Origin of the sequence: Streptomyces sp. NPDC050528 (genome assembly GCF_044457795.1) — a bacterium.
Classification (GTDB): Bacteria; Actinomycetota; Actinomycetes; order Streptomycetales; family Streptomycetaceae; genus Streptomyces.
Map to the genome: position 1 here is coordinate 257,250 of NZ_JBITHH010000014.1, position 21,189 is coordinate 278,438.

The window sequence follows — 21,189 nt, forward strand, 5'->3', positions numbered from 1 at the left end:
CGCCGTACTCCGTCCCCACGGTGTACGGCGCGACGGGGACACCTCCGCTTAGGCGGCCCCAGCTCTTGACTTGCTTGAGTTAGGCAACCATAAATGCGTTACTTAAGTCAAGCAACCGAATCGACCTTGCTTAACTCAGGCAAGCAGCTGTTACGGTGAACGCATGTCCACACTGCCAGCCGAAACAGCGCCCGTTCCGGAGGACGTAGCCGAGATCGAGCGGGTCCTCACCCGTATCGCCTACCTGGCCGGACGGGCCCGGCAGCACGAGCGTCTGATGGCGATGGCGGGCATGCCGCTGGACCGGGCCGCGGTGGCGATCCTCCGGTACATCTCCGAGAGCGAGCCGATGCGCCCCGGCGTGCTGGCGGTCCGGATGTCCGTGGAGGCGTCCCATGTCACGCGCCAGCTACGGCAGTTGGAGCAGCTCGGCCATGTGGTGCGCATCCCGGACCCCGACGACGGCCGCGCCCAGCGCGTCCAGCTCACCGACAGCGGCCTGGCCGCCGTGAACCGCATCCGGGACGCGAGCCGGCGCGGCATCGAGATGGCGCTGGCCCACTGGTCCGCCGAGGACCTGCGGCAGCTCGCGGGCCTTTTCCACCGGCTGGTCGACGACTTCGTCACGCACGCGGAGATGGCCGTGGACCCGGCGGTCGTGGAGCGGGGAGCTGTGGACCGGGCGCCCGGAGGCTTCGGGGCGTCCGCCTGACGGCTGCGCGGCACCGCTCGGCGCGGGCGCTCGGCCGCCAGGCGCTCAGACCTTGAAGCCGACTCCGCCGTACAACGAGACCGGGCCCTCGCCGAGCGGGGTCTCGCCCTCCGCGAGTTCGGGGTGCCACTCGGACACGGACACGATGCCGGGGTCCATCGGCTCAAGTCCCTTGAAGATGCTGCTCACTTCGGCGTGCGAACGGGCCACCAGCGTCACCCCGCCTGCCGCGTAGGCGGCGATGCCCCGCTCGACCTTCTCCCGTTCGAGGTCGGCCGTCATCGCGGACAGTACGAGACAACTCCCCGGCGCCAGCGCGTCGATGAGGGTGTCCACCAGCTCGTGGGCGCCGTCCTCGTCCGGGATGAAGTGCAGCAGGGCGATCAGGGACAGGGCGATCGGGCGGTCGAAGTCCAGGACGCGGGACGCCTGTTGGAGAATGGTGAGCGGTTCGCGGGCGTCGGCCTGGACGTACTCCGTCGCACCCTCGGGCGTGCCGCGCAGCAGCGCCTCGGCGTGGGCGAGGACGATCGGGTCGTTGTCGACGTACACGACCCGCGCGTCCGGAGCGGTGGACTGGGCGATCTGGTGGAGGTTGGGCGCGGTCGGTATGCCGGTGCCGACGTCCAGGAACTGACGGATGCCCGACTCCCGGACGAGCATCCGCGTCGCCCGCTGCATGAACCAGCGGTTGGCACGCGCGGTGCGCGGGGCACCCGGGTCAAGTGCCGTGATCTGCCTGCCGAGTTGCTCGTCGACCGGGTAGTTGTCCTTGCCGCCGAGGAACCAGTCGTACACCCGCGCCGGATGCGGCTTCGACGTGTCGATCCGCCGGACGGCCGGTCCTGTCCCGGTCACACGCGCTCCTCTGCTCGACTGGCCACTACGACAACCCCCACGGGCCGTCCACGACGACTTCCGCGAGCTGTGCGAGAAGTTTGGCACGGTCATGTCGACCGGGTGGGGCGGTTCACCACCCCGTCCAGGAAACGGATCAGGTCCGCGAAGACCTCGGCCCGGTTCGTCTCCTGGAACACCTCGTGCCGGGCGCCTGCGTAGATGTGCTCGGTCAACTCGCCGCCGCTCAACCGCTCCACGCCGCCCCGGCTGCCGGCGAGCGGGACGAGCCGGTCGTCGGCACCGTGGAGCCAGAGCAGCGGGAGCCCGCCGATGTCGCCCAACTCGCCCACGGTCTGCAGGGTTTGGGCAAACGCCTCCAGCGTCGGCCGCTTCATCGGACCGTGCCAGACCAGCGGATCCGCCGCGTACGCCGCACCGACGCCGGGGTCCCGGGACAGCGCGGCCGGGCTGATCGGCACGTCCGGGATCTCGTCGAGCGCGAGCAGCCGACCCGGCAGTTCCCAGCCGCCGATCACCGGCCCGGACAACACGAGGGCGGCCAACTCGGCGCCGTAGCGCTGCGCGAAGCGGGCTGCGATCAGGCCGCCCATGGAGTGGCCGATCAGGACGAGCGGGGCGCCGGGGTGAGTGGCGCGGGCGAGCTCGGCGACGGCGTGCAGGTCGGTGACCACATCCTCGAAGTCCTCGATCAGCACGCGTTCGCCGGCCGAGGTGCCGTGCCCCTGGTGGTCGGGACCGAGGACCGCCGCGCCGTGCGTCCGCAGTACGGCGGCCAACTCGGCGTACCGGCCGATGTGTTCGCCGTATCCGTGCGCGACGAGGGCGACGTAGCGGGGGCGTTCGTGCGGCCACTCGTGTGCGGTGATCGAGCCCCGGGTGCCCGGGAGGAGGTGCTCGCGGGTGTCGGGCATGTGTCCTCCGGGGGTGTTGGGAAGGTGCTGGTCCGTGTGGATCTTTGCAGGTGGCTGCGCGGTGGTCCACGGTCAACGGCTAGCGGTGGTAGTGGGTGAGTACCGTGGTTGCCGATGAGTTCAACGAGGCCCTCGCGGTCCAGATCCCTCGTGCCCGGCCGGCGACGGCGTCGGAGCGCGGCAGGGGCCACCTGGCGAGACACTCCTTACGCGGGCAGATGTAAGGACATACCATCGGTCCTCGCATGAACACGATGACTCTCTGGCACATATCCGGCTGGGAATTCGCCGCGCTCGCCGCCGCGGCCCTGCTCGTCGGCTTCTCCAAGACTGCCGTGAGCGGGGCCAACACGGTCAGCCTGGCGATCTTCGCGGCCGTACTGCCCGCCCGTGCCTCCACCGGCGTGCTGCTTCCGATCCTGATCGTCGGCGACGTCCTCGCCGTCCTCACCTACCGGCGGCACGCCCACTGGCCCACACTGTGGCGGCTGTTCCCGGCGGTCGCCGCGGGGGTCGTGATCGGGACGCTGTTCCTGGTGTGGGCCGACGACGCGGTCGTACGGACGTCGATCGGGGCGATTCTGCTGTTCATGGCGGGGGTCACCGTGTGGCGCCGGCGCAAGGCGGAGGCCGGGACCGAGGCGGGGGCTGCCGACGAGCCGGACTCCGTCGCCACCAGGTCCGGGCGGGCGAAGGCGCGCTCGTACGGTGTGCTCGGCGGATTCACCACGATGGTCGCCAACGCGGGCGGCCCGGTGATGTCGATGTACCTGCTCTCCGCGGGCTTCCGGAAGCTCGGCTTTCTCGGTACGTCGGCGTTCTTCTTTCTCATCGTCAACGTGACCAAGGTGCCCTTCAGCGTGGGCCTCGGCCTGATCGACGGACATTCGCTCCTGCTTGACGCGGCGCTCGCGGCGTTCGTCATACCCGGTGCGTTGATCGGCAAATGGGCTGTGAACCGAATCAACCAGCGATTGTTCGAGCAACTCGTGATCGCGGCGACGATCATCGGCGGACTGCAACTGCTCCTCCGCTGACCACTCGGCCCCGCGACCTCGTACGCTCGCCGCATGTCCCCGCACATCCTGATCCTCGGCGGCACCACCGAGGCACGTGAGCTGGCCGCCGAGCTGACGGCACTTCCCGAGGCGAAGGTGACCACGTCCCTCGCCGGGCGGGTGTCACGGCCGGGGGCACTGGCCGGGGACGTACGGATCGGCGGATTCGGCGGAGCCGAGGGGCTGGCCGCGTGGCTGCGGGAGCACCACGTGGACGCCCTCGTCGACGCCACGCACCCCTTCGCCGAGTCGATCACCGCGAACGCGGCACGGGCCGGGGCTGCGACGGGGGTGCCCGTCGTCGTGCTGCGCAGGCCGGGCTGGCAGCCGGGGCCGGGGGACCACTGGCACACGGTCGCCTCGCTGGAGGAAGCCGCGGATGCGCTCCCCGCCCTCGGGCACCGGATCCTGCTCACCACCGGCCGTCTCGGGCTCGCCGCCTTCGCCCACCTCGCCCAACTGCACTTCGTCGTACGGTCGGTGGAGCCGCCCGAGCCACCGATGCCGCCGGACGTCGACGTGTTGCCGGCGCGCGGGCCGTTCACCGTGGCGGACGAGGCCGCGCTGTTGCGCGAGCACCGGATCGACGTGGTCGTGACGAAGGACAGCGGGGGAGCGGCGACGGCGGCGAAACTCACGGCCGCGCGGGAGGCGGGCGTCCCGGTCGTGGTCGTACGGCGACCGCCGTTGCCGGAGGGGGTGAGCCCGGTGCCTGATGTCGCCGGGGTGCTGGAGCGGCTGGAGTCGCTCAGCCTGCCTTGACCGTCGCCGCCCGGATGCGGTCCACGGCACGCAGCACCTCGTCCCGGTTCTTGGCGCTCTTCATCCAGCTCGGGAGGCGGGCGACCAGCGTCATCTTCCGGCCGGTGTCGTACCAGGGCGCGCGCTCCCGCAGGTCGGCGGCGACGAACCGCCCGATCAGGTCCAGGTGGGGGAGGCTGTAGGCCCAGAGTCGGCCGTGCCGGGTCTGCGTCTGCAGCCACAGGGGGAGGCGGAAGTAGGGATCCCGGGCGACGGCCGCCGAACCGCGCGGGAAGGAGATGCGGCGCTCGGCCCAGGTCCGGGACAGGCCGCAGCTCCGGCAGACGAGGTGCCTCGGCGCGTACAATGCCTGTCCCGGCTCCGGGCGTGGGCCCGGCGGCCGTACGACATGGGCGATCCGCTCGCAGCGCGGGCACCGCACCAGCATCGAGTCGAGGAAGTCGTACTCGGTGCTGCGCGGATCACGGAAGCGGACGGGTGCGGAGGACATGCCGTGAGTGTCGCCTCCGCCCGCCCCGCGCGTCACCCGGTTTTCACGGCTTTCACGGCGCCGAACTCGTCTCCAACTCCGCCGCGCGCTGCGGCAGTCCGGAGGACAGGTCCTCCACCAGGAGGCGCTTGGCGATGGAGTCCACGGCGGCGCGCAGATCCGTGCCCGAGGGGCGGCCGATGTCCTGCTGGACCCGGTTCTCCAGCCAGCTGCCCCACGCGTGGCCGATGACCTCGGCCTCGCGTTCGCCCGCGGCCGTGTGGGAGAGGAGGTTGCCGTCGCGGGTCAGATAGCCCTCCTGGACCATGCGGTCGAAGACCGGGAGGAGTACCTCCGGGGGCATGTGGCGGCGCGCGGCGATCAGGCCGAGGCTCGCGTGGCCGACCATCCTGCCGAACAGTTCGACCTGCATCACGGCCCAGGCACCGGCGATGTCCAGCCGGGTGTCGGACTCCGTGATGATGCGCCGGGCGGTGTCCAGGTCGGTACTGCCGATGACCTTGCCCACGGCCGTTTCGAGGAGCCGTTGCGAGTCCCCGCCGCGCGGTTGCGCGAAGCCCTCGCCCATGTCGGTGGAGCCCTTCCGCGCACTGTCCCGCAGTTCGACCTGCTTGAGGAACAGGGCGACGACGAAGCCGACCACCGCGACCGGGACCGTCCACCGGAACACCGTCTGGATGGTGTCGGCGTACGCGTTGATGATCGGCGCCGCGGCGGCGTGCGGCAGCTTGTGCAGGCCCTCGGGGCTGGTCGCCGCCTTGGTGATCACCGCAGGGTTCAGCACACTGGCCTTCGCGGCCGAGGCGATCCCGTCCTTGAGGTTGGGCCCCAGGCTGTTGGCGTAGATCGTGCCGAAGACGGCCGTGCCGAACGAACTGCCCAGCGTACGGAAGAAGGTGACGCCGGAGGTCGCGGTGCCGAGGTCGGCGTACTCGACGGTGTTCTGCACGGCGATCGTCAGCACCTGCATGCACAGCCCGATGCCGGTGCCGAGCACGAACATGTACACCGACTCCAGGAACGCGCCGGTGCCCGGGCCCATGAGGGACATCAGATACAGCCCGACGCCCATCACCGCGGAGCCGATGATCGGGAAGATGCGGTACTGGCCGGTCTTGCTGACCACGTTGCCGCTGAAGACGGACGCGATCAGCAGCCCGATCACCATGGGCAGCGTCCGCACCCCGGAGACGGTGGCCGAGTCGCCGTCGACGTACTGGAGATAGGTCGGCAGATACGTCAGCGCGCCGAGCATCGCGAATCCGACGATGAAGCTGAGGATCGAGCAGACCGTGAACACCGGGTTGGCGAACAGCCGCATGGGCAGCATGGGTTGGGCCGCGCGGGTCTCCACCCAGCAGAACAGGCCGAGCGCGATCACACCGCCCACGAACAGGCCGATGATGGTCGGCGAACCCCACGCGTACTCGTTGCCGCCCCAACTCGTCGCCAGGATCAGCGAGCTCGCGCCGACCGCGACGAGGGCGATGCCCAGGTAGTCGATGACGGGTCGCACCGCCGACTTGACCACGGGGATGGTGCGGGCCGCCGCGATGACGACGACGATCGCGATGGGCACGTTGACGTAGAACGCCCAGCGCCAGGTGAGGTGGTCGGTGAACAGGCCGCCGAGGAGCGGTCCGATGACCGTGGCGACGCCGAACACCGCGCCGATCGCGCCCTGGTACTTGCCGCGTTCCCGCAGCGGGATGACGTCGGCGATCAGCGCCATCGCCGTCACCATCAGACCGCCCGCGCCGATGCCCTGCACGGCCCGCCAGGCGATCAGCAGCGTCATGTTGGTGGCGAGACCGCACAGGAACGAGCCTGTGATGAACACGATCGCCGAGACCTGGAAGACCACCTTGCGGCCGAACAGATCACCGAACTTGCCGACCAGCACGGTCGCGACGGTCTCCGCGAGCAGATAGGCCGTGACCACCCACGACATGTGCTCGGCACCGCCCAGGTCGGACACGATCGTCGGCAGGGCCGTACCGACGATCGTCTGGTCGAGGGCCGCCAGCAGCATGCCCAGCATGATCGTCACGAAGACGACGTTGCGGCGGCGGGAGTCCAGCACGGGGGGCTGCTGCGCGGAAGGCAGCGCGGTTTCCTCGGCGACTGTCACGAGGTCACTTTCACACCACTGGACCCCTCATGCATATGGGGCGGTCCACTCGGGTGCCCCACTGCCCCGGCCCGCTACTCGCCCTTTGGATGCCTCCGCAACAGATACGTGTCCATGATCCAGCCCTTGCGCTCACGGGCCTCCGCGCGCAGCCGCTCGATGCGCGGGGCGGCCTCGGCTATCGGCCCGGAGGCGAGGATCTCGTCCGGGGTGCCCAGATAGGCGCCCCAGTAGATGTCGATGTCCTGATCCGCGTACCGCCGGAACGCCTGGTGCGCGTCCAGCATCACGACCACGTCGTCCACGTCTTCCGGGAAGCCCTCGGACAACCGCCGCCCCGTGGTGATCTGCACCGGCCGGGCGACCCGGTTGAGGCCCGTGCGGTGCCGGGCGACGAGCGCCGAGACACTGCTGATGCCGGGCACCACGTCGTACTCGAACGCGACCGCGCCCCGCTCCAGGATCTCCTCCAGGATGCCGAGCGTGCTGTCGTACAGCGAGGGGTCGCCCCACACCAGGAACGCGCCGCTCTCGTCCTCGCCCAACTCCTCGGCGATGAGCCGCTCGTAGATCTCCGCGCGGGCACTGCGCCAGTCACCGACCGCGGGGGAGTAGGCGGCGCCCCCGGCCTTCCGGTCCCGCTCCGGGTCGCGCGCCTCGACCAGGCGGTACGTCCCCTCCGCCAGGTGCGCGTCGAGCATGTCCCGGCGGAGCCGTGTGAGGTCCGACTTCACCTCGCCCTTGTCGAGGAGGAAGAACACGTCGGTGCTCCGCAGCACCCTGACCGCCTGCAAGGTCAGCTGCTCCGGGTCGCCCGCGCCGATACCGATGACATGAATCTTTCGCACACTCCCGAGTCTGCCCCACGCCACTGACAGTCCGTACACCGCACCGGCACGCACCGGGACGATCCCGTGCCGGCCCGGCTACGACGTCCCGCGCAGCCGGGGTGCCCGCGCCCGCGCGTCGACCTTCCCGCCGCCGCGCTCCACGTCGTCCCCGAGCGTCCGCGCCCAGGCCGCGACCCCCGCGAGATCCATCCCGTACGGCCGCTCCCGCCCTGACCGGGACGCCCACTCCTCGACGCCCCCGGCGCCGCGCCGCAGCAGTCGGGCCCCGCCGGTGACGTTGCCCCGGGCCGCGTGCGTGAGGCCCACCGCGAGCTGGGCGAGGCCGCGCCACAGGGCACGCTCCTCGTCCGGCCCCGACTTCCAGGCGTCCTCGAAGACCTCGTGCGCGTGGAACGGTTTCCCCTCGTCGAGCAGCGCCTGCGCCTCGACGACGGTCTCTTCCGGCGCGCGCACGACCCCCTCGGGCTGCCGCGCCACACCGTCCGCGTCGTACGGCAACGGCCGCCCGAGCCCGTCCCGCGGCCGGGCATTGCGCGCCCGCCCTTCGCCGTCCCGGTCCCGCGCGCCGGCCGTACCGCCTGAGGTCGTGTCGCTCATACGACGATTGTCCCGCGCCCGGCACCGGCTTCGGCGCACCCCCGGGCGTGGGGTAAAGTGCTGTTCGCGCGATCACACGGTTCTCCGTGCGAAGCGCACCGGGACGTGGCGCAGCTTGGTAGCGCACTTGACTGGGGGTCAAGGGGTCGCAGGTTCAAATCCTGTCGTCCCGACTCGACAGAGTCGTAGGTGAGGGGGGGGGGGGGGGGGGGAAACGAACCCCCCCCCCACCAAAGGCGGGGCGCCCCGGGTGGCGCGGGGGGTTGTGTTTTCTGTTTTGTGGGGGGTCGTGGGGGGGTTTTTTCAAAATTCCGGGGGCCCCCCCCGCGCTTTTGTTGGGGGGGGGGGGGGGGGCCCCCCACCCCCCCCCCCCCCCCTCACTCATTTCCGGGGACCAGGAGATCGACGGGGGATCAGCCGCACTCCTTGAGCGGCCGGGCCTTCACCGTGCCGGTCGGCAGTGCCGTGTAGGAGTAGCACTGGGCCCAGGACTGCGCGGCGACCTGCACCACCAGGACCGCCCGGTCGTCGGCGCGGTCGACCGAGCGTGCCCGTACGTGCCCCAGGGCCTCGGTGATCTCCCCGTCGGTGAGCGTGCCGTCGGCGTCGGCTGTCTCCAGGCGGGTGCGCAGCCGCTCCGCCGCGGCGGTCACGGCGGCCCGCGCGTCGCGGTTGCGGTCCTGCGCGTCGTCCCGCACGGACTGGAAGAACCACACCACGACCCCCGCCGCCAGCAGCACGCAGACCAGCACGAGGGCGCCGAGGCAGCCGGCCGGCCGGCTGCCTCGGCGTGGTTCCACAGGGGTCACCTGAGCCATTCGCTCATGTTCCCGTGTATCCGATGGCGGTCAAGGCGTTCTCCACCACATGCTCGTAGCCGGTGGTGCCCGCGTTGTTCGGGTGGAAGGCCTCCCGGCTCAGACAGGTCTGGCCGATCCCGGCGACCGCGATGCACGTGGAGTGCGGGTCGCCCTCGTGGAAGTCGCCCTCGCCGTTCGGCCCGAGCACGATCTTGTTGATCCACTCGTCGCTGTCGCAGCCGCCGTGCCCGACGAACGCGTCGACCGGACTGGCGTACGACACGTCGGTCCCGCCCGCGCGCAGTTCGTCGACCTTGTCCTTCTGGACGCCGTCGATGTAGTTGGCCAGGGTGGCCAGGGCATCGGCCTCGTCGCCGTCGATGTACCAGGAGCCGGTGCACTTGACCGTGCGGCTGAGGAGCTCCGGGTAACCGACCATCAGGATCTTGGCGTTGGGGGCCTGCTGGGCGATGGCCGTCAGGGTGTTGCCGACGTCCTCCTTGATCTGGTCGGCCAGCGCCTCGTACTTCGCGAGGTAGGCGCTGGTCGCGCAGTCCCCGAGGGTCGCGCAGTCGGAGATCGCGCCGACGAACGTGCCGTAGTTGTTGCCGCCCATGGTGACCGTCACCAGGGTGGTGTCCTTGGTGAGGACTCCGGACTGGATCTGCGGGACCTCCCGGAACTCGCCCTCGCCCGCGCCGATGTCGCCGCTCTGCCAGTAACCGGTGTCGGCGGTGCCGTCGACGTTCCAGGTCGTCGAGCCCGAGCAGGCGACGAAGCCGAGTTCGGCGTCCGGGCTGTAGTTGTCGGAGAGCGTCGCGAGGCCCGTCGGCATGCCCGGCAGCACCAGCTTGCGCGGCCAGGCGTTGGCGCTGCGGCTGCACGCGTTCCAGTCGACGGTGCCGTGCTCCTGGTCGGTGGACGTGTCGTAGGCGCCCGCACCCTCCCCGGAGGAGTACGAGTCGCCGAGCGAGGCCACGATGTGCCGGGGCTTGGCGGAGAGCCACTGGAAGCCGACCGCGTCCCAGGCGATGTCGTTGGCGGCCTGCCCCTCGCCCGTGTGGTTGGACAGGGTGACGCCCTGGAAGTCGGAACCGGCGACGAAGTGGTAGATGCCCAGACTCACCCAACGGTTGTCGTGGGCCACGGCGTTGATGGTCCGGTTGTGGGTGGTGCCGTCGCCGAGATGAATGGTGTAGACGGCCTGCTGGCTCGCGGACCCGGTGTCGGGCAGATGGACCAACACCCTTGTCCAGGACGTCCGTTGACTGCTGAGCTTCCATGTTCCGGTCGCGGCCATCACCCCGGACGCGGTGCCCGGGTCGGTGGCGGGGTCGTCGATGTAGGCGGAGGCGCCGTGCGCGTCGTCACGGGCGTGGGCGTACCAGAAGTGGTCGCCGAAGCCGCCGCCGATCTGGTGCAGGTCGCCCTTGGCCTCGTAGTGGCTCTGAGCGTCGGCGTTGAAACGGAACGAGAAGCTGCCCGAGTCGGTCCAGCCCGACTTGTCGCAGCCGTCGGTGAAGGTCGGCACGCTGCTCGGCACGTCGTCGACGATCGTGAAGCCGACGGACGAGTTGTCGCACCTGGTGCCGGCGCCGTTGTTGCCGTTGCCCAGCTCGACCCTGAGGGTCTTGTAGGTGAGGTACTCGTGCCCGCAGCTGACGTCGCAGCCGACCTTCCAGGTCGTCTGGGCGCCGTGGTACCAGTGTGGCGGATCGCAGGTCTCGCCGAGGTGGTCGACCTCGCAGCGCGGCGGGTCGGCCGGGTCGCAGGCGTTCACGTCCGGGTCGCAGAAGGTGTCCAGACCCGGCTTGACCGTGGAACGGTCGCTGTCGGAGCTCCACCAGGCCGCCGAATAGCCCGCCGTGTTGCCGTCGTTCGCGGTGCCGTCGTCGGCGTACGAGCGCCCGGTGTCGATGGGCCACGCACCCCAGCCCAGCACCTTCTCCTCGTACGGCCAGTCCTGCGGATGCGCGGCGTCGGCATAGGTGTTGCCGTCGAGGAACGCGTGCCGGTCCGGCGGATAGAGGGGGTTGGACGGGTTGTTGAGCCAGCCCAGGCCCCAGTTGGCGCTCGGGTTCGCCGGAACGTAGTAGTTGAGGCCCGAGTTGTAGTCCCACAGGGCGGCGAACCAGTTCTCCGGGGCCGCGGGGTCGTCGGTGTTGAGCTTGATGCCGCCCGGCGTGATCGCGTTGTCGTGCAGCTCGTTCCACTTGGTCGCGAGGGTCCGCGCGGCGATCGCGATGTTGGACGTGTAGTCGAGGGCGATCGCCTTCTGCTGGGCGGCCGGGAACTCGTCCGTGTCACCGGTCTTCATCCCGCTGGTCTGCTGCCCGATGCCGTAACCGCAGTCGGCCTTGGACCAGTCGATCAGCCAGTGGTCCTCGGGGGTCGCCGGATCGCTGGGATGGCCGTAGAAGCCGTTGGTGCTCGCCAGGGTGGAGCTGGTCTGGCCGGGCAGCGCGCCGCCCTCCGCCTGCCACAGGTTGGACTCCTGCGCGAGTACGCCGAGCAGTACCTGGGCGGGGATGCGGCCGCCGGACGTGCCGGTGAGCGCGGGGAGGGGGAACATGCCCTGGGGGTTGACGGTGCCGAGTCCGGCGGCGGTGCGCCAGCCGCCCTGACGGACGTAGGTGCTGGTCAGGTCGCCGCGGATGGCCATGTCCACGGCCCACTCGACCTGGTTGGGAGTGGGCTGGTAGGCCTGCTGGGCGGGGTCGTTGCGGGGCTGGGAGCAGGTGCGGTCGTCGTCGACGGTGGAGGTGGGGTCACCGGCCACGGCCGGGGAGAGCTCACCGCCGGAGCCCGTGAGAGCGGGGGACGTCGTCTGACCGGAGGCTTCGGTGCCGGTGGTCGTCGTGTCGACCGTGAAGGGCACGGACTTTCCCGTCGCCGGGACCTCGGTCGTGAGCCGGAGCGGCGCCGGGGCGTTCGACGCGGTCGCCGCGAGCGGATCGCTGACGTGACTGCGCAGGCTCTCGGAGACGGCCTGGTCGACGGCGAGCGCACCGGTGGAGGACACGGTCGCGTCCGCGGGAACCGCCAAGTGCCTTACCGTCGAGGGTAATTGTGCCGAGCTCGGATCACCGGTGAGGAAGACCCGCCCCGAAGTGCCGGACCGCAGGCCCAACTTGCCCGACGGCCCCTCGGCGATGGTGGTGGTCCGGCCTCCTGCGGAACGGCGGGCGCGGGCCGTATCTCCTTGCTGGTCGAGGAAGTTGACGCCGCCCTGGCTGTCGACCCGGAGGTCGAAGGCGGGGCCGGAGGTGGTCGCGAGCTCGGTGGCGCGGTTGCTCCGGTCGAAGGTGAGCAGCCGGCCGGCCGCCGCGCCGACGATGCCGTTCTTCGTGGGCACCGCCGAGGTGACCTGGACCTTCTCGGTCTGCCTGCGGGTGACCTCGCCGGTGGCGGCGTCCACCGTCAGCAGCCGGGTCGCGTTGTCCTTGTCGTCGCCGATCTGCGTGAGGACGGCACTCTCGCCGGTCCCGCAGCCCGGGTTGAAGTAGGCCAGGGTCACCGTGTCGGCGAGCTTGGTCACCTTGCCGCTGGTCAGATCGACGACGGCCGCGAAGGCGCCGCGCTCCATCAACTCGGGCTCGTTGGTGAAGTCCCGGGGTGCGTACACGACGACCGCGCGCTTGCCGGAACCCGTCACGCAGGCGTTCCCGATCCACAGATCAGTGCTGAGGCCGGGCTCGGAGAGGGTGGCGACGGAGCGCCACTGGTAGGCCGTACGGCTCTCGGCGGCGAGGAGGTGGAGACCGGATCCGTCACCGGCGACGGTCACCGCGCGGTCGGCGGAGGTCTGCCAGGTCTTCGGGAGGACGGTGTCGGGGGAGAGGACCTTGGAGGACCGGCCCTGCGAGCTCTGAGCGGGCGTCGGTGGATCGGCGGTGCCGCCGCCGCTCGCGGCCGCGGCCGGGCCGCCGCTCAGCAGGGCGGCGACGGTGGTCGCTGCCGCCGCCAGACAGAGGGATCTTCGTGCTCCACGTCTCGTTCTCACGGATTCTCCACGCGTAGATGAGGCAACCGATTTGCTGCGAGCGAAGCCGAGTGATGTGTACTTCTGTCGTAATTCCACCCGATCTTCGCGTTGGTCCGGAACCGGTCAACAGCCCACCCCTTCACCGGGGTTGGGCGGATGAGAAGAATGCGCACAAGGTTCCGTCGCGCCGTCGGGCTTGACGATTTCTTGGGTGAATCTTGGTTGGTGTTGTTGATTCCTGAGGGTGACGCTGTGACGGTCGCATGATCGGCGCACCGGTCCGCGACAGCGAGACGGTGGGGGCGTCGCGCACCGCATGACCTTTTGGTGAATTCGTCTCCCCTGCCCGGAGTTTGCCCGTATTCACCACTGAAAAGGATGGTCATGCCTCGTCGGCACCCGAAGACCGCCCGGCTCTCGAAAAGAAGACGCTGGGCAGGCGGCGCGACCGCCGCACTCCTCTTAATCGCCGCTCTCCAAGGAGCGGGCGCCCCGCAGGCATCGGCCGCCCCGAGCTGCTGGCGTGACACGTGTTCGGGCGTCGACCCCGTCGAGGCGGGCTGCGACGCGGATGCCGAGACGCTCCAACAGGTGGACACGGCGGACAGTGCGATCGAGGTGAAACTCGTCTGGTCTCCGGACTGCCAGGCCGTGTGGATGAAGGTCAGCAGGGACACCAACCTCTACACAGGTGCCCTGTACGGGAGCCTGTGGACGACCGACGACTTCACGGGCGGCATCGAATGGGCCAGCACGACCGGCCAACTCGCGGACGATGAGCAGAGCGCCTACACACCCATGCGCAGCTGGATGGACAGCACGACCAAGGCCTGCTGGAACGACCAGGGCGACCGTTTCGACCCGGTCCCGCTCCACTACGAGCAGAACGGCGGCGACGCGAGCCTCTCGCCCCTGCACGGTCTCTGCACGGACTGGATGTGAGGACGCCCATGAACCGATCGCAGACGTTCCGCTCGCGGATGTTCCGCTCGCGCATCAGAAGGCCCCGCCTGTCCGGCCCGGCCCTGGCCCTGTTCGTCCTCGCCGGCTCCCTCGCCGCGCTCCCCGCGGCGACGACCACCACCCCCGCACAGGCCGCGCCCGCCTCCGGGGAGCTCTTCTCCGACCCCGGCAAGGCCCTCGGCTCCCACTACACGGACTCCACCGACATCGATGTCCAGGCCACCGGCGACTCGGGCGGCCTGCACATCCTCGCGGCCAAGGAGAGCGACGGCTTCACGTTCCGGGAGATCGCCCGCCTGGGCAACGGTGAGCTGTCGGACATAGGGCCGTGGACCGGCTACGTCTGCACCACCGGCTCCGGCCGGTACGCGGCCGCCGTGTACGCGCCCTCCGCCTGGACCAACCAGCCCGGCGCCACCGCCCGCGGCGCCTTCGCCGCCGTGATCCGTCTCTCCGACGGCAAGGTCACCGAGGTCGCCGAGGGCGTGCAGCTCGCCTACTTCAGCCCCGGCTGCGGAGACGGCGACCGGGTGATGTTCACGTCCAGCTCGGTCACGGACACCGACATCGGCGACACGACCCTCATCGAGGCCGACGCTGCCACCGGACAGGTCAGCAGCAAGCGGAAGATCGCGGGCCAGCTCACCCACGTCGTACCGACCGCCCACGGCGACTACGGCGTCCTGGGCGGCGAGTTGGTCACGCTGACCGGCAGCGGCAAGAAGCTGAAAGCCACGGCCGAGGCGAAGGTGCCGGGCCCACTGTTCGCGCTCACGGCGTCGGCGGACGGAGCCGTCGACATCGGAACCGTCCAGGACGGCAAGAGCGTCGTGACGCGCTGGCAGGGCGGGGCGCTGACCCGGCTCGGCGCCGGCACGGAAGGCGAGGTCAAGCTCTTCCCGGCGAAGGGCGGCGACATCGTCGCCGGTGATGTGGCGGGCATCGACACCACCCATGCCTCCGGCCTCGTCCGCCGCCCCTTCGACGGCCGCCCCACCGGCGTCTCCCGCGAGGGCCACCTGGTGACCACCTCGGTCTTCTCCGAGCAGATGAAGGGCGTCACCGGCAAACTGGGCTCCCCCTCGGACGAGGGCTCCGGCCTGATCACGGTGAAGGCGACCGCGACCGGGACGGGAACGGCGGCCGCGACCGAGGTCGACGCGAGCCGACGACTGCCCACGGACGCCGACACCACATCGACGGAACCGGCCGCGTACACCACGGCGATCACCGCGGCCGCCGACGACGTGGACCCGCTCACCTGCGGCGAGGGCGGCCCCGAATCCCAGTGCCTGACCTCCACCGGAGCCGACGTGAACGGGCCCGTCATCTCCATGGAGACACCCTGCGTGGTCAAACGCAACGACCCCACGCGCCAGGCCCTCCAGCCCAGCGCGAACATGGTCGAGTGGGCGGTGGACCAGGCCGTGCACGGTGACCTCACCATGACCCGCCCGGCGAACTGGCACGACACGGGCCTGTCCGCCTACAGCCCCCAGGGCCTGTTCCCCAAGGCGGACCTGACCGACGGCGACAGCGTCCCCGCCCAGGTCATGCTCGGCATCCTCGCCCAGGAGTCCAACTTCAAGCAGGCGTCCTGGCATTCGATCTACGGCGACTCGGGCAACGTCCTGCAGGCCGACTGGTTCGGCAACGGCGCGAGCATCCACTACTACCCGGACCGCACCAAGGCCGACTGCGGCTACGGCATCGGTCAGGTGACCACCGGCATGTCGGAGATCAAACCCGACCCGTACGACGCCCTCCACGCCGGCGCCATCACCACCGACTACGCCGCCAACATCTCGGCCGGACTCCGCATCCTCACCGAGAAGTGGAACCAGCTCAAGGCCCTCGGGATGAACGTCAACAACGGCAACTCCAAGTACATCGAGAACTGGTACATGGCGCTGTGGGGCTACAACTCCGGTGTCTACACGGACGCTTCGGCGAAGACCGGGCTCGGCTTCCTCAACAACCCGGTCAATCCCGTCTACCCGGCCGACCGCGCCGCCTTCCTCCGCTTCGACACCGGCGACGCCGCCCACCCGGCCGACTGGCCGTACCAGGAGAAGGTCCTGGGCTGGGCCGAGGTACCGCAGCAGACCTGGAACGCCGAACCGTCGTACTCGAAGCCCAACATGCCGCTGGCCAACGTCATGCTCAACACCCCCACCAGCTACGACCTGTTCTGCGACCCGGGCGTCAACGCCTGCACCCCGGGCGCGGCCGACCCCTGCCCGTCCCTGGACGAGCAGTGCCGCTGGACCCAGAGCGTCACCTGGATCAGCGACGAGCAGGACGGCAACGCGTCGACGGAGAACCTGGCCTACAGCCTGGGCTCCGGCGAACCGGCCCTGGAGAGCAAGTACGACCACGGACCGTGCATCGACTACCCGAACGGCGACGAGACCGCCCTCGTCGTCGACGACCTGGGTGGGCACGAGAACACCTACGGCTGTGAGGACTTCGTGGGCGCCGACGACGGCAAGTTCACGCTCCAGACCGGCGACAACATCACCATGCAGCGCGCGGACACGACCTGGCGTGCCACTCCGTACATCGCTCAGATCGACATCCACCAGCTCGGCGCCGGCTACGACAACCACATCTACTTCACGCACAGTTACCCGGCGGGCGACATCTTCCACAAGGTCACCGGCCGCTGGGAACTCAACCAGGACCGCCTGCCCGCCGGTGACCAACCCGGCAACCGGTACGACGTGTTCGTCCACCTGCCCAGCCATGGCGGCCAAGCGATCGTGAGGTACAACTTCATCCCCGGCGACAACACCGAGGGGGCCGAGGCCGACTACTGTCGCATCAACCAGGCAACCCGCAGCAACGGCAGCGACACCTGGTTCGAGTTCGGCACCTTCACCTTCTGGAAGGGCGGCCGTATCGAGGCGGACAACCTGCACGACCCCGGAACCGGAGACGCCGACGTCGCCTTCGACGCGATGGCCTTCGTCCCTCACAACAGCAAGGTCACCACGGCATGCGGACTGAACGACAGCGGTACATGACGGGCAGGGGCAAGGGGGTGTCGCTGGTGGTGACCGCGGTGGTGGCGGCCCTGACGCTCACCGCCTGTACCCAGCACGAACAACAGGATCCCCCGGTGGTCGTGGGCGCCGAGGACAAAACGCCCCCGGCCGAGCCGAGCCCCACACCGTCCTTCACGCCACCGTCCGTCAAGTCCCTTCCCCAGCACGCCGTTCTGGGAAGGGACAGGCCAAAGCTGGGCGCCATCACCACCATGTCCAAGGGCTACACGGCCAAGACCTTCCTGAGCCGTCTCTCCACCACCTGGAACATCACCTTGAAGGCCCCGAAGAGAGAGGAACTCCCCCTCAACCGGAAGGTGTTGATCGCCACGAGCAGCAACGCCAAAGGGCTGTCGGTGCAGACCACCCTCGCCGACGACCTCGATCTGACCGCCCTCATCTGCAGCACCCCGATCGGCTACCGGCAGGGGGACGAATTCCTCCGTGACTGCGCGGCGCTCGACGTCCCCGGTGTCGACCAGGACGCCGCCGCCAAGTGGCTGGCCCAGGCGGAGAAGGAGGACGACGCGCTGTACGCGAAGAAGAAGGACTACGTCATCAGTGGGGTGTTCGCATCAGGCCCGGTCGTCATGTTCCTGGACCGGACCTCCAGCGAGCACGCGCTGAGAGTCCTCGGCGGGGCGGTGGCAGGGAACTCCTGACCCACCCCGAACTCGGCCCCCGTCCGCATCAGCGGCCGGGGGCCGACCCGTAGGCACATATGGTTCATTATTTGCGAGGATGCGCAAGAAACTTGCATCAGCTTGCAGAATTAATTCTTTACTTCGTTCGAATCTAGCGAGGTGAATGAGGTCTCTGTACGGTCGGGGCGCCGGTCTCCCCCCACTCCGTGAAGGAGCCCCCCATGCTGACGATCCTCAGACCCCGGCACCTGGCGGTGACCGTCGTCGCCGCGGTCGGCGCGCTGTGCGTGTCCGCCTTGCCGGCCGCCGCCACCCCGCAGGCACCGCCGGCCAAGGCGGCGGCGAGCGCGGCGGTCGGTGCGACGACGCCGTTCTCGGTCTACGAGGCCGAGGGAGGAACGACCGGCGGAGGCGCGGCCGTACGGTCGCTGACCTCGGCGCCGACGACGCAGTACTCCAGCGCCACGCTGGAGGCCTCCGGCCATTCCTATGTCCACTTGAGTGACACCGGCCAGTCGGTGCAGTGGACGAACACCACCGGGCAGCCGATCTCGTTCCTCAACGTCCGCGCCGGCATCCCGGATTCGGCGTCCGGCGGTGGTGAGACCGGCACGCTGAACCTGTACGTCAACGGCGTGTTCCGGCAGGCGCTGAACCTCAACTCCCGGCAGACCTGGGTGTACGAGGGCAACGGCAACTACAACACCAGCGACGACCAGAACCCGGCCGACGGCGACCCTAGGGTCTTCTGGGACGAGTCGCACGCCTTCGTCAGCGGGGCCCCGATCCCGGCGGGCGCCACGTTCTCGCTGCGCAAGGACGCCGACAACAGCGCGTCCTTCTACGACGTGGACTCCGTCGACGTGGAGAACCCGCCCGCGCCGCAGGCGCAGCCCGCGAACTCCATCTCGATCACCAGTTGTGGCGCGGTCTCCGACGACAACCCGACCAACGGCGCGGCCGACAGCCAGTCCGTGGACAGCCGGGCCGCCATCCAGAGCTGCATCGACCAGGCCGAGCAGCAGGGCAGGACCCTGTGGATCCCGCAGGGCACCTTCTACGTGAAGGGCACCGCCGGCCTGAACGCCGAGGGCATCACCATCGCGGGCGCCGGCCTCTGGTACAGCACGGTCTACCGTGACGTCCCGGTCCCCAACTCCACACCGCTGGCAGCCCTGTTCGACCTGACCTCCTGCACGGTGCGCGACTTCCACATCGACGCCAACGCCGTCAGCCGGAGCACTGTCGGCGGCGACGGCGGCGCGATGGACACCACCGGAACCGACTGGCTGGCCGACGGCATCTGGACCCAGCACACCATGTCGGGCTTCTGGGCCTCCGGCACCGGCGGGACGGTCAGGAACAGCAGGCTGACGTCGATCTGGGCCGACGGGATCAACGTCAACAACGTGTCGCTGAACGCGGACACCGGCAACGACCTGACGGTCACCAACAACTTCGTGCGCGGTACCGGGGACGACGCGATCGCCATCAACTCGGTGGCCTACAACACGAACAGCGACGGTTCCCAGACCCACTACAACCCCATGACCGACGTGACCGTCAGTGACAACACCTCGATCGCACCCTGGGGCGGCAAGGGCATCGGCATCTACGGCGGCAGCGGCCACCAGGTCAAGGACAACTACATCAGCGACACGGCCCGTTACATCGGCCTGGGCGCCGGGCGCTTCGGTGTCAACGGCAGCGACCTGCTCTCCGCGACCGTGACCGGCAACACCGTGGTCCGCTCCGGCGGCAACGCCTACAGCCAGGGCCAACCCGCCCTGCACATCGGCAACGGCGGCGACGGCCAGAACACCGGGACCGTCGACAAGGTCACGGTCACCGACAACACCGTCACCGACTCCCTCTACGACGGGATCGCCTTCTCCACCTCGACCAACACCCTGCTGCGGGACAACACCGTCAACAGCCCCGGCCGCAACGGCATCGCGATCTCGCCGCCGTTCTACCCCGCGCCCACCGGCTCCGCGACGATAACCGGCAACACCGTCACGGGACTTGACGCCGGTACCTCGGCCTTCGTCAACAACTCCACCGGTTTCGTCGCCACGTTGAGCGACAATCACTGGCCGCCGCCCGCTCCCGAGGGCCCCTTCGGCGGCACCCCAGCGGCCGTGCCCGGCACGGTCCAGGCAGAGGACTACGACACCGGTGGCCAGGGCATCGCGTACAACGTCAACTCGGTCAACGGCAACGCCAATTCCTACCGCGCCGACGGCGTCGACCTGGACAACACCTCGGACACCGGCGGCGGTTACAACCTCGGCTGGACCGACGCGGGCCAGTGGTTCCGCTACACCGTGGACGTCGCCACGGCCGGCACCTACACCCTCGACCTCCGTATCGCGGCCCCGTCCGCGGTGCCCGGCGCACTGCACCTGTCGGACGCCTCCGGCACCAACCTCACCGGCGCCGTCGACCTGCCCGCCACCGGCGACTGGCAGACCTGGGGCACCGCGACCGCCCACGTGACCCTGCCCGCCGGCCGACAGGTTCTGACGCTCCAACAGGACAGTGGCGGCTGGAACATCAACAACTTCGGCTTCGCCACGGGGAGTAGCGCACCGTCCGCCACCCTGACCGCGACTCCGGGGTCACTCACCTTCGCCGACCAGGCGGTGAACACCACCAGCGCGGCGCAGACCGTCACGGTCACCAACCCCGGTACCGCCACTGCCTCGTTGACCGGAATCACCGCAGGCGGCGACTTCGCGCAGACCGACACCTGCGGCAACTCCCTTGCTTCAGGCGCGAGTTGCACGGTCGCCGTCACCTTCAGGCCCACCGCCTCCGGCCCCCGCACCGGCACGCTCACCCTGACCGGCAACCAGTCCAACAGCCCCACCACGGTGGCCCTTTCGGGCACCGGCACCGAGGCCGCGAACACCAACCTCGCCGCAGGCAAGCCCACCACCGAGTCCAGTCACACCGACGTGTACCCGTCGTCGAATGTGACGGACGGCAACCAGAACTCCTACTGGGAGAGCGCCAACAACAGGTTCCCGCAGTGGGTCCAGGTCGACCTGGGCTCGGCCCGGAGCGCCTCCCGGGTGGTGCTGCAACTGCCCGCCGCCTGGGGTGCCCGCACCCAGACCCTGACCCTCGGCGGCAGCATCGACGGCACCACCTTCACCACCCTGAAGCCCTCGGCCGCCTACACCTTCGACCCGAGCACCAAGAACACCGTGACGCTCACCTTCCCTGCCTCCACCCAGCGCTATTACCGCGTCACCGTCGCCGCCAACACCGGCTGGCCCGCCGGTCAGGTGTCCGAGTTCCAGGTCTGGAGCGCCTGACCCCACCCGCCCCCTGACCCCACCCTCCCCGGGGTGCCGCCGGACGACTCGTCC

General features: G+C 69.8%; 15 protein-coding genes and 1 tRNA gene. 8 read left to right on the forward strand and 8 right to left on the reverse strand.

What is annotated here, in order from left to right; genetic code table 11:
* The first annotated feature begins 163 nt into the window (after window positions 1–163).
* Window positions 164–712 carry a MarR family winged helix-turn-helix transcriptional regulator gene (locus ACIBK4_RS40350; RefSeq protein WP_399003339.1) on the forward strand — a complete coding sequence of 183 codons (549 nt, stop codon included), beginning with the start codon at window positions 164–166 and terminating at the stop codon, window positions 710–712.
* 45 nt (window positions 713–757) lie between these two features.
* Here ACIBK4_RS40350 and ACIBK4_RS40355 read toward each other — a convergent pair whose 3' ends face one another.
* Both ACIBK4_RS40355 and ACIBK4_RS40360 read right to left on the reverse strand, forming a co-directional pair.
* The gene (locus tag ACIBK4_RS40355) at window positions 758–1,570 is read right to left on the reverse strand and encodes an SAM-dependent methyltransferase (protein WP_399003341.1); all 813 of its coding nucleotides are present in this window, start codon (window positions 1,568–1,570) and stop codon (window positions 758–760) included.
* An 89-nt stretch (window positions 1,571–1,659) separates the two neighbouring features.
* On the reverse strand, window positions 1,660–2,484 hold the full coding sequence (locus tag ACIBK4_RS40360; protein ID WP_399003343.1) for a lysophospholipase: 825 nt from the start codon (window positions 2,482–2,484) through the stop codon (window positions 1,660–1,662).
* 245 nt (window positions 2,485–2,729) lie between these two features.
* On the opposite strand from ACIBK4_RS40360, the gene ACIBK4_RS40365 reads away from it, so the two are divergent.
* Both ACIBK4_RS40365 and ACIBK4_RS40370 read left to right on the forward strand, forming a co-directional pair.
* Window positions 2,730–3,521 carry a sulfite exporter TauE/SafE family protein gene (locus ACIBK4_RS40365; protein WP_399003345.1) on the forward strand — a complete coding sequence of 264 codons (792 nt, stop codon included), beginning with the start codon at window positions 2,730–2,732 and terminating at the stop codon, window positions 3,519–3,521.
* 33 nt (window positions 3,522–3,554) lie between these two features.
* Window positions 3,555–4,304, forward strand: coding sequence for a cobalt-precorrin-6A reductase (locus tag ACIBK4_RS40370; RefSeq protein WP_399003347.1), 750 nt, complete (start codon window positions 3,555–3,557; stop codon window positions 4,302–4,304).
* On the opposite strand, the gene ACIBK4_RS40375 is transcribed toward ACIBK4_RS40370, so the two are convergent.
* The 4 genes from ACIBK4_RS40375 to ACIBK4_RS40390 form a co-directional block, all read right to left on the reverse strand.
* The gene (locus ACIBK4_RS40375) at window positions 4,291–4,794 is read right to left on the reverse strand and encodes a hypothetical protein (RefSeq protein WP_399003349.1); all 504 of its coding nucleotides are present in this window, start codon (window positions 4,792–4,794) and stop codon (window positions 4,291–4,293) included. The genes ACIBK4_RS40370 and ACIBK4_RS40375 overlap by 14 nt on opposite strands.
* Window positions 4,795–4,846: 52 nt before the next feature.
* Window positions 4,847–6,925, reverse strand: a complete 2,079-nt coding sequence (locus ACIBK4_RS40380) for an MDR family MFS transporter (RefSeq protein WP_399003351.1) — start codon at window positions 6,923–6,925, stop codon at window positions 4,847–4,849.
* Between the two features lie 74 nt (window positions 6,926–6,999).
* Window positions 7,000–7,773: a precorrin-6A synthase (deacetylating) gene (cobF, locus tag ACIBK4_RS40385; RefSeq protein WP_399003353.1), complete on the reverse strand. Its 774-nt coding sequence runs from the start codon at window positions 7,771–7,773 to the stop codon at window positions 7,000–7,002.
* A 78-nt stretch (window positions 7,774–7,851) separates the two neighbouring features.
* Window positions 7,852–8,373, reverse strand: a complete 522-nt coding sequence (locus ACIBK4_RS40390; protein ID WP_399003355.1) for a DUF309 domain-containing protein — start codon at window positions 8,371–8,373, stop codon at window positions 7,852–7,854.
* 99 nt (window positions 8,374–8,472) lie between these two features.
* On the opposite strand from ACIBK4_RS40390, the gene ACIBK4_RS40395 reads away from it, so the two are divergent.
* Window positions 8,473–8,546: transfer RNA gene (locus ACIBK4_RS40395), tRNA-Pro, on the forward strand.
* Window positions 8,547–8,786: 240 nt separating this feature from the next.
* Here the strand turns inward: ACIBK4_RS40395 and ACIBK4_RS40400 are convergent.
* Together ACIBK4_RS40400 and ACIBK4_RS40405 are read right to left on the reverse strand one after the other, a co-directional pair.
* Window positions 8,787–9,173: a hypothetical protein gene (locus tag ACIBK4_RS40400; RefSeq protein ID WP_399003357.1), complete on the reverse strand. Its 387-nt coding sequence runs from the start codon at window positions 9,171–9,173 to the stop codon at window positions 8,787–8,789.
* A gap of 22 nt (window positions 9,174–9,195) precedes the next feature.
* A complete protein-coding gene (locus ACIBK4_RS40405) occupies window positions 9,196–13,176 on the reverse strand; it encodes an SGNH/GDSL hydrolase family protein (protein WP_399003359.1) in 3,981 nt (1,326 codons plus the stop codon).
* Between the two features lie 366 nt (window positions 13,177–13,542).
* On the opposite strand from ACIBK4_RS40405, the gene ACIBK4_RS40410 reads away from it, so the two are divergent.
* The 4 genes from ACIBK4_RS40410 to ACIBK4_RS40425 all read left to right on the forward strand — a co-directional run bounded on the left by ACIBK4_RS40410 (window position 13,543) and on the right by ACIBK4_RS40425 (window position 21,135).
* Complete coding sequence (locus tag ACIBK4_RS40410) at window positions 13,543–14,100, forward strand: DUF2690 domain-containing protein (RefSeq protein ID WP_399003361.1); 558 nt, start codon at window positions 13,543–13,545, stop codon at window positions 14,098–14,100.
* A gap of 8 nt (window positions 14,101–14,108) precedes the next feature.
* Complete coding sequence (locus ACIBK4_RS40415; protein WP_399003363.1) at window positions 14,109–17,147, forward strand: hypothetical protein; 3,039 nt, start codon at window positions 14,109–14,111, stop codon at window positions 17,145–17,147.
* Window positions 17,120–17,830, forward strand: coding sequence for a hypothetical protein (locus ACIBK4_RS40420; protein WP_399003365.1), 711 nt, complete (start codon window positions 17,120–17,122; stop codon window positions 17,828–17,830). The genes ACIBK4_RS40415 and ACIBK4_RS40420 overlap by 28 nt, the downstream gene beginning before the upstream one ends.
* A gap of 203 nt (window positions 17,831–18,033) precedes the next feature.
* A complete protein-coding gene (locus tag ACIBK4_RS40425) occupies window positions 18,034–21,135 on the forward strand; it encodes a carbohydrate-binding protein (RefSeq protein WP_399003367.1) in 3,102 nt (1,033 codons plus the stop codon).
* Window positions 21,136–21,189: the final 54 nt, after the last annotated feature.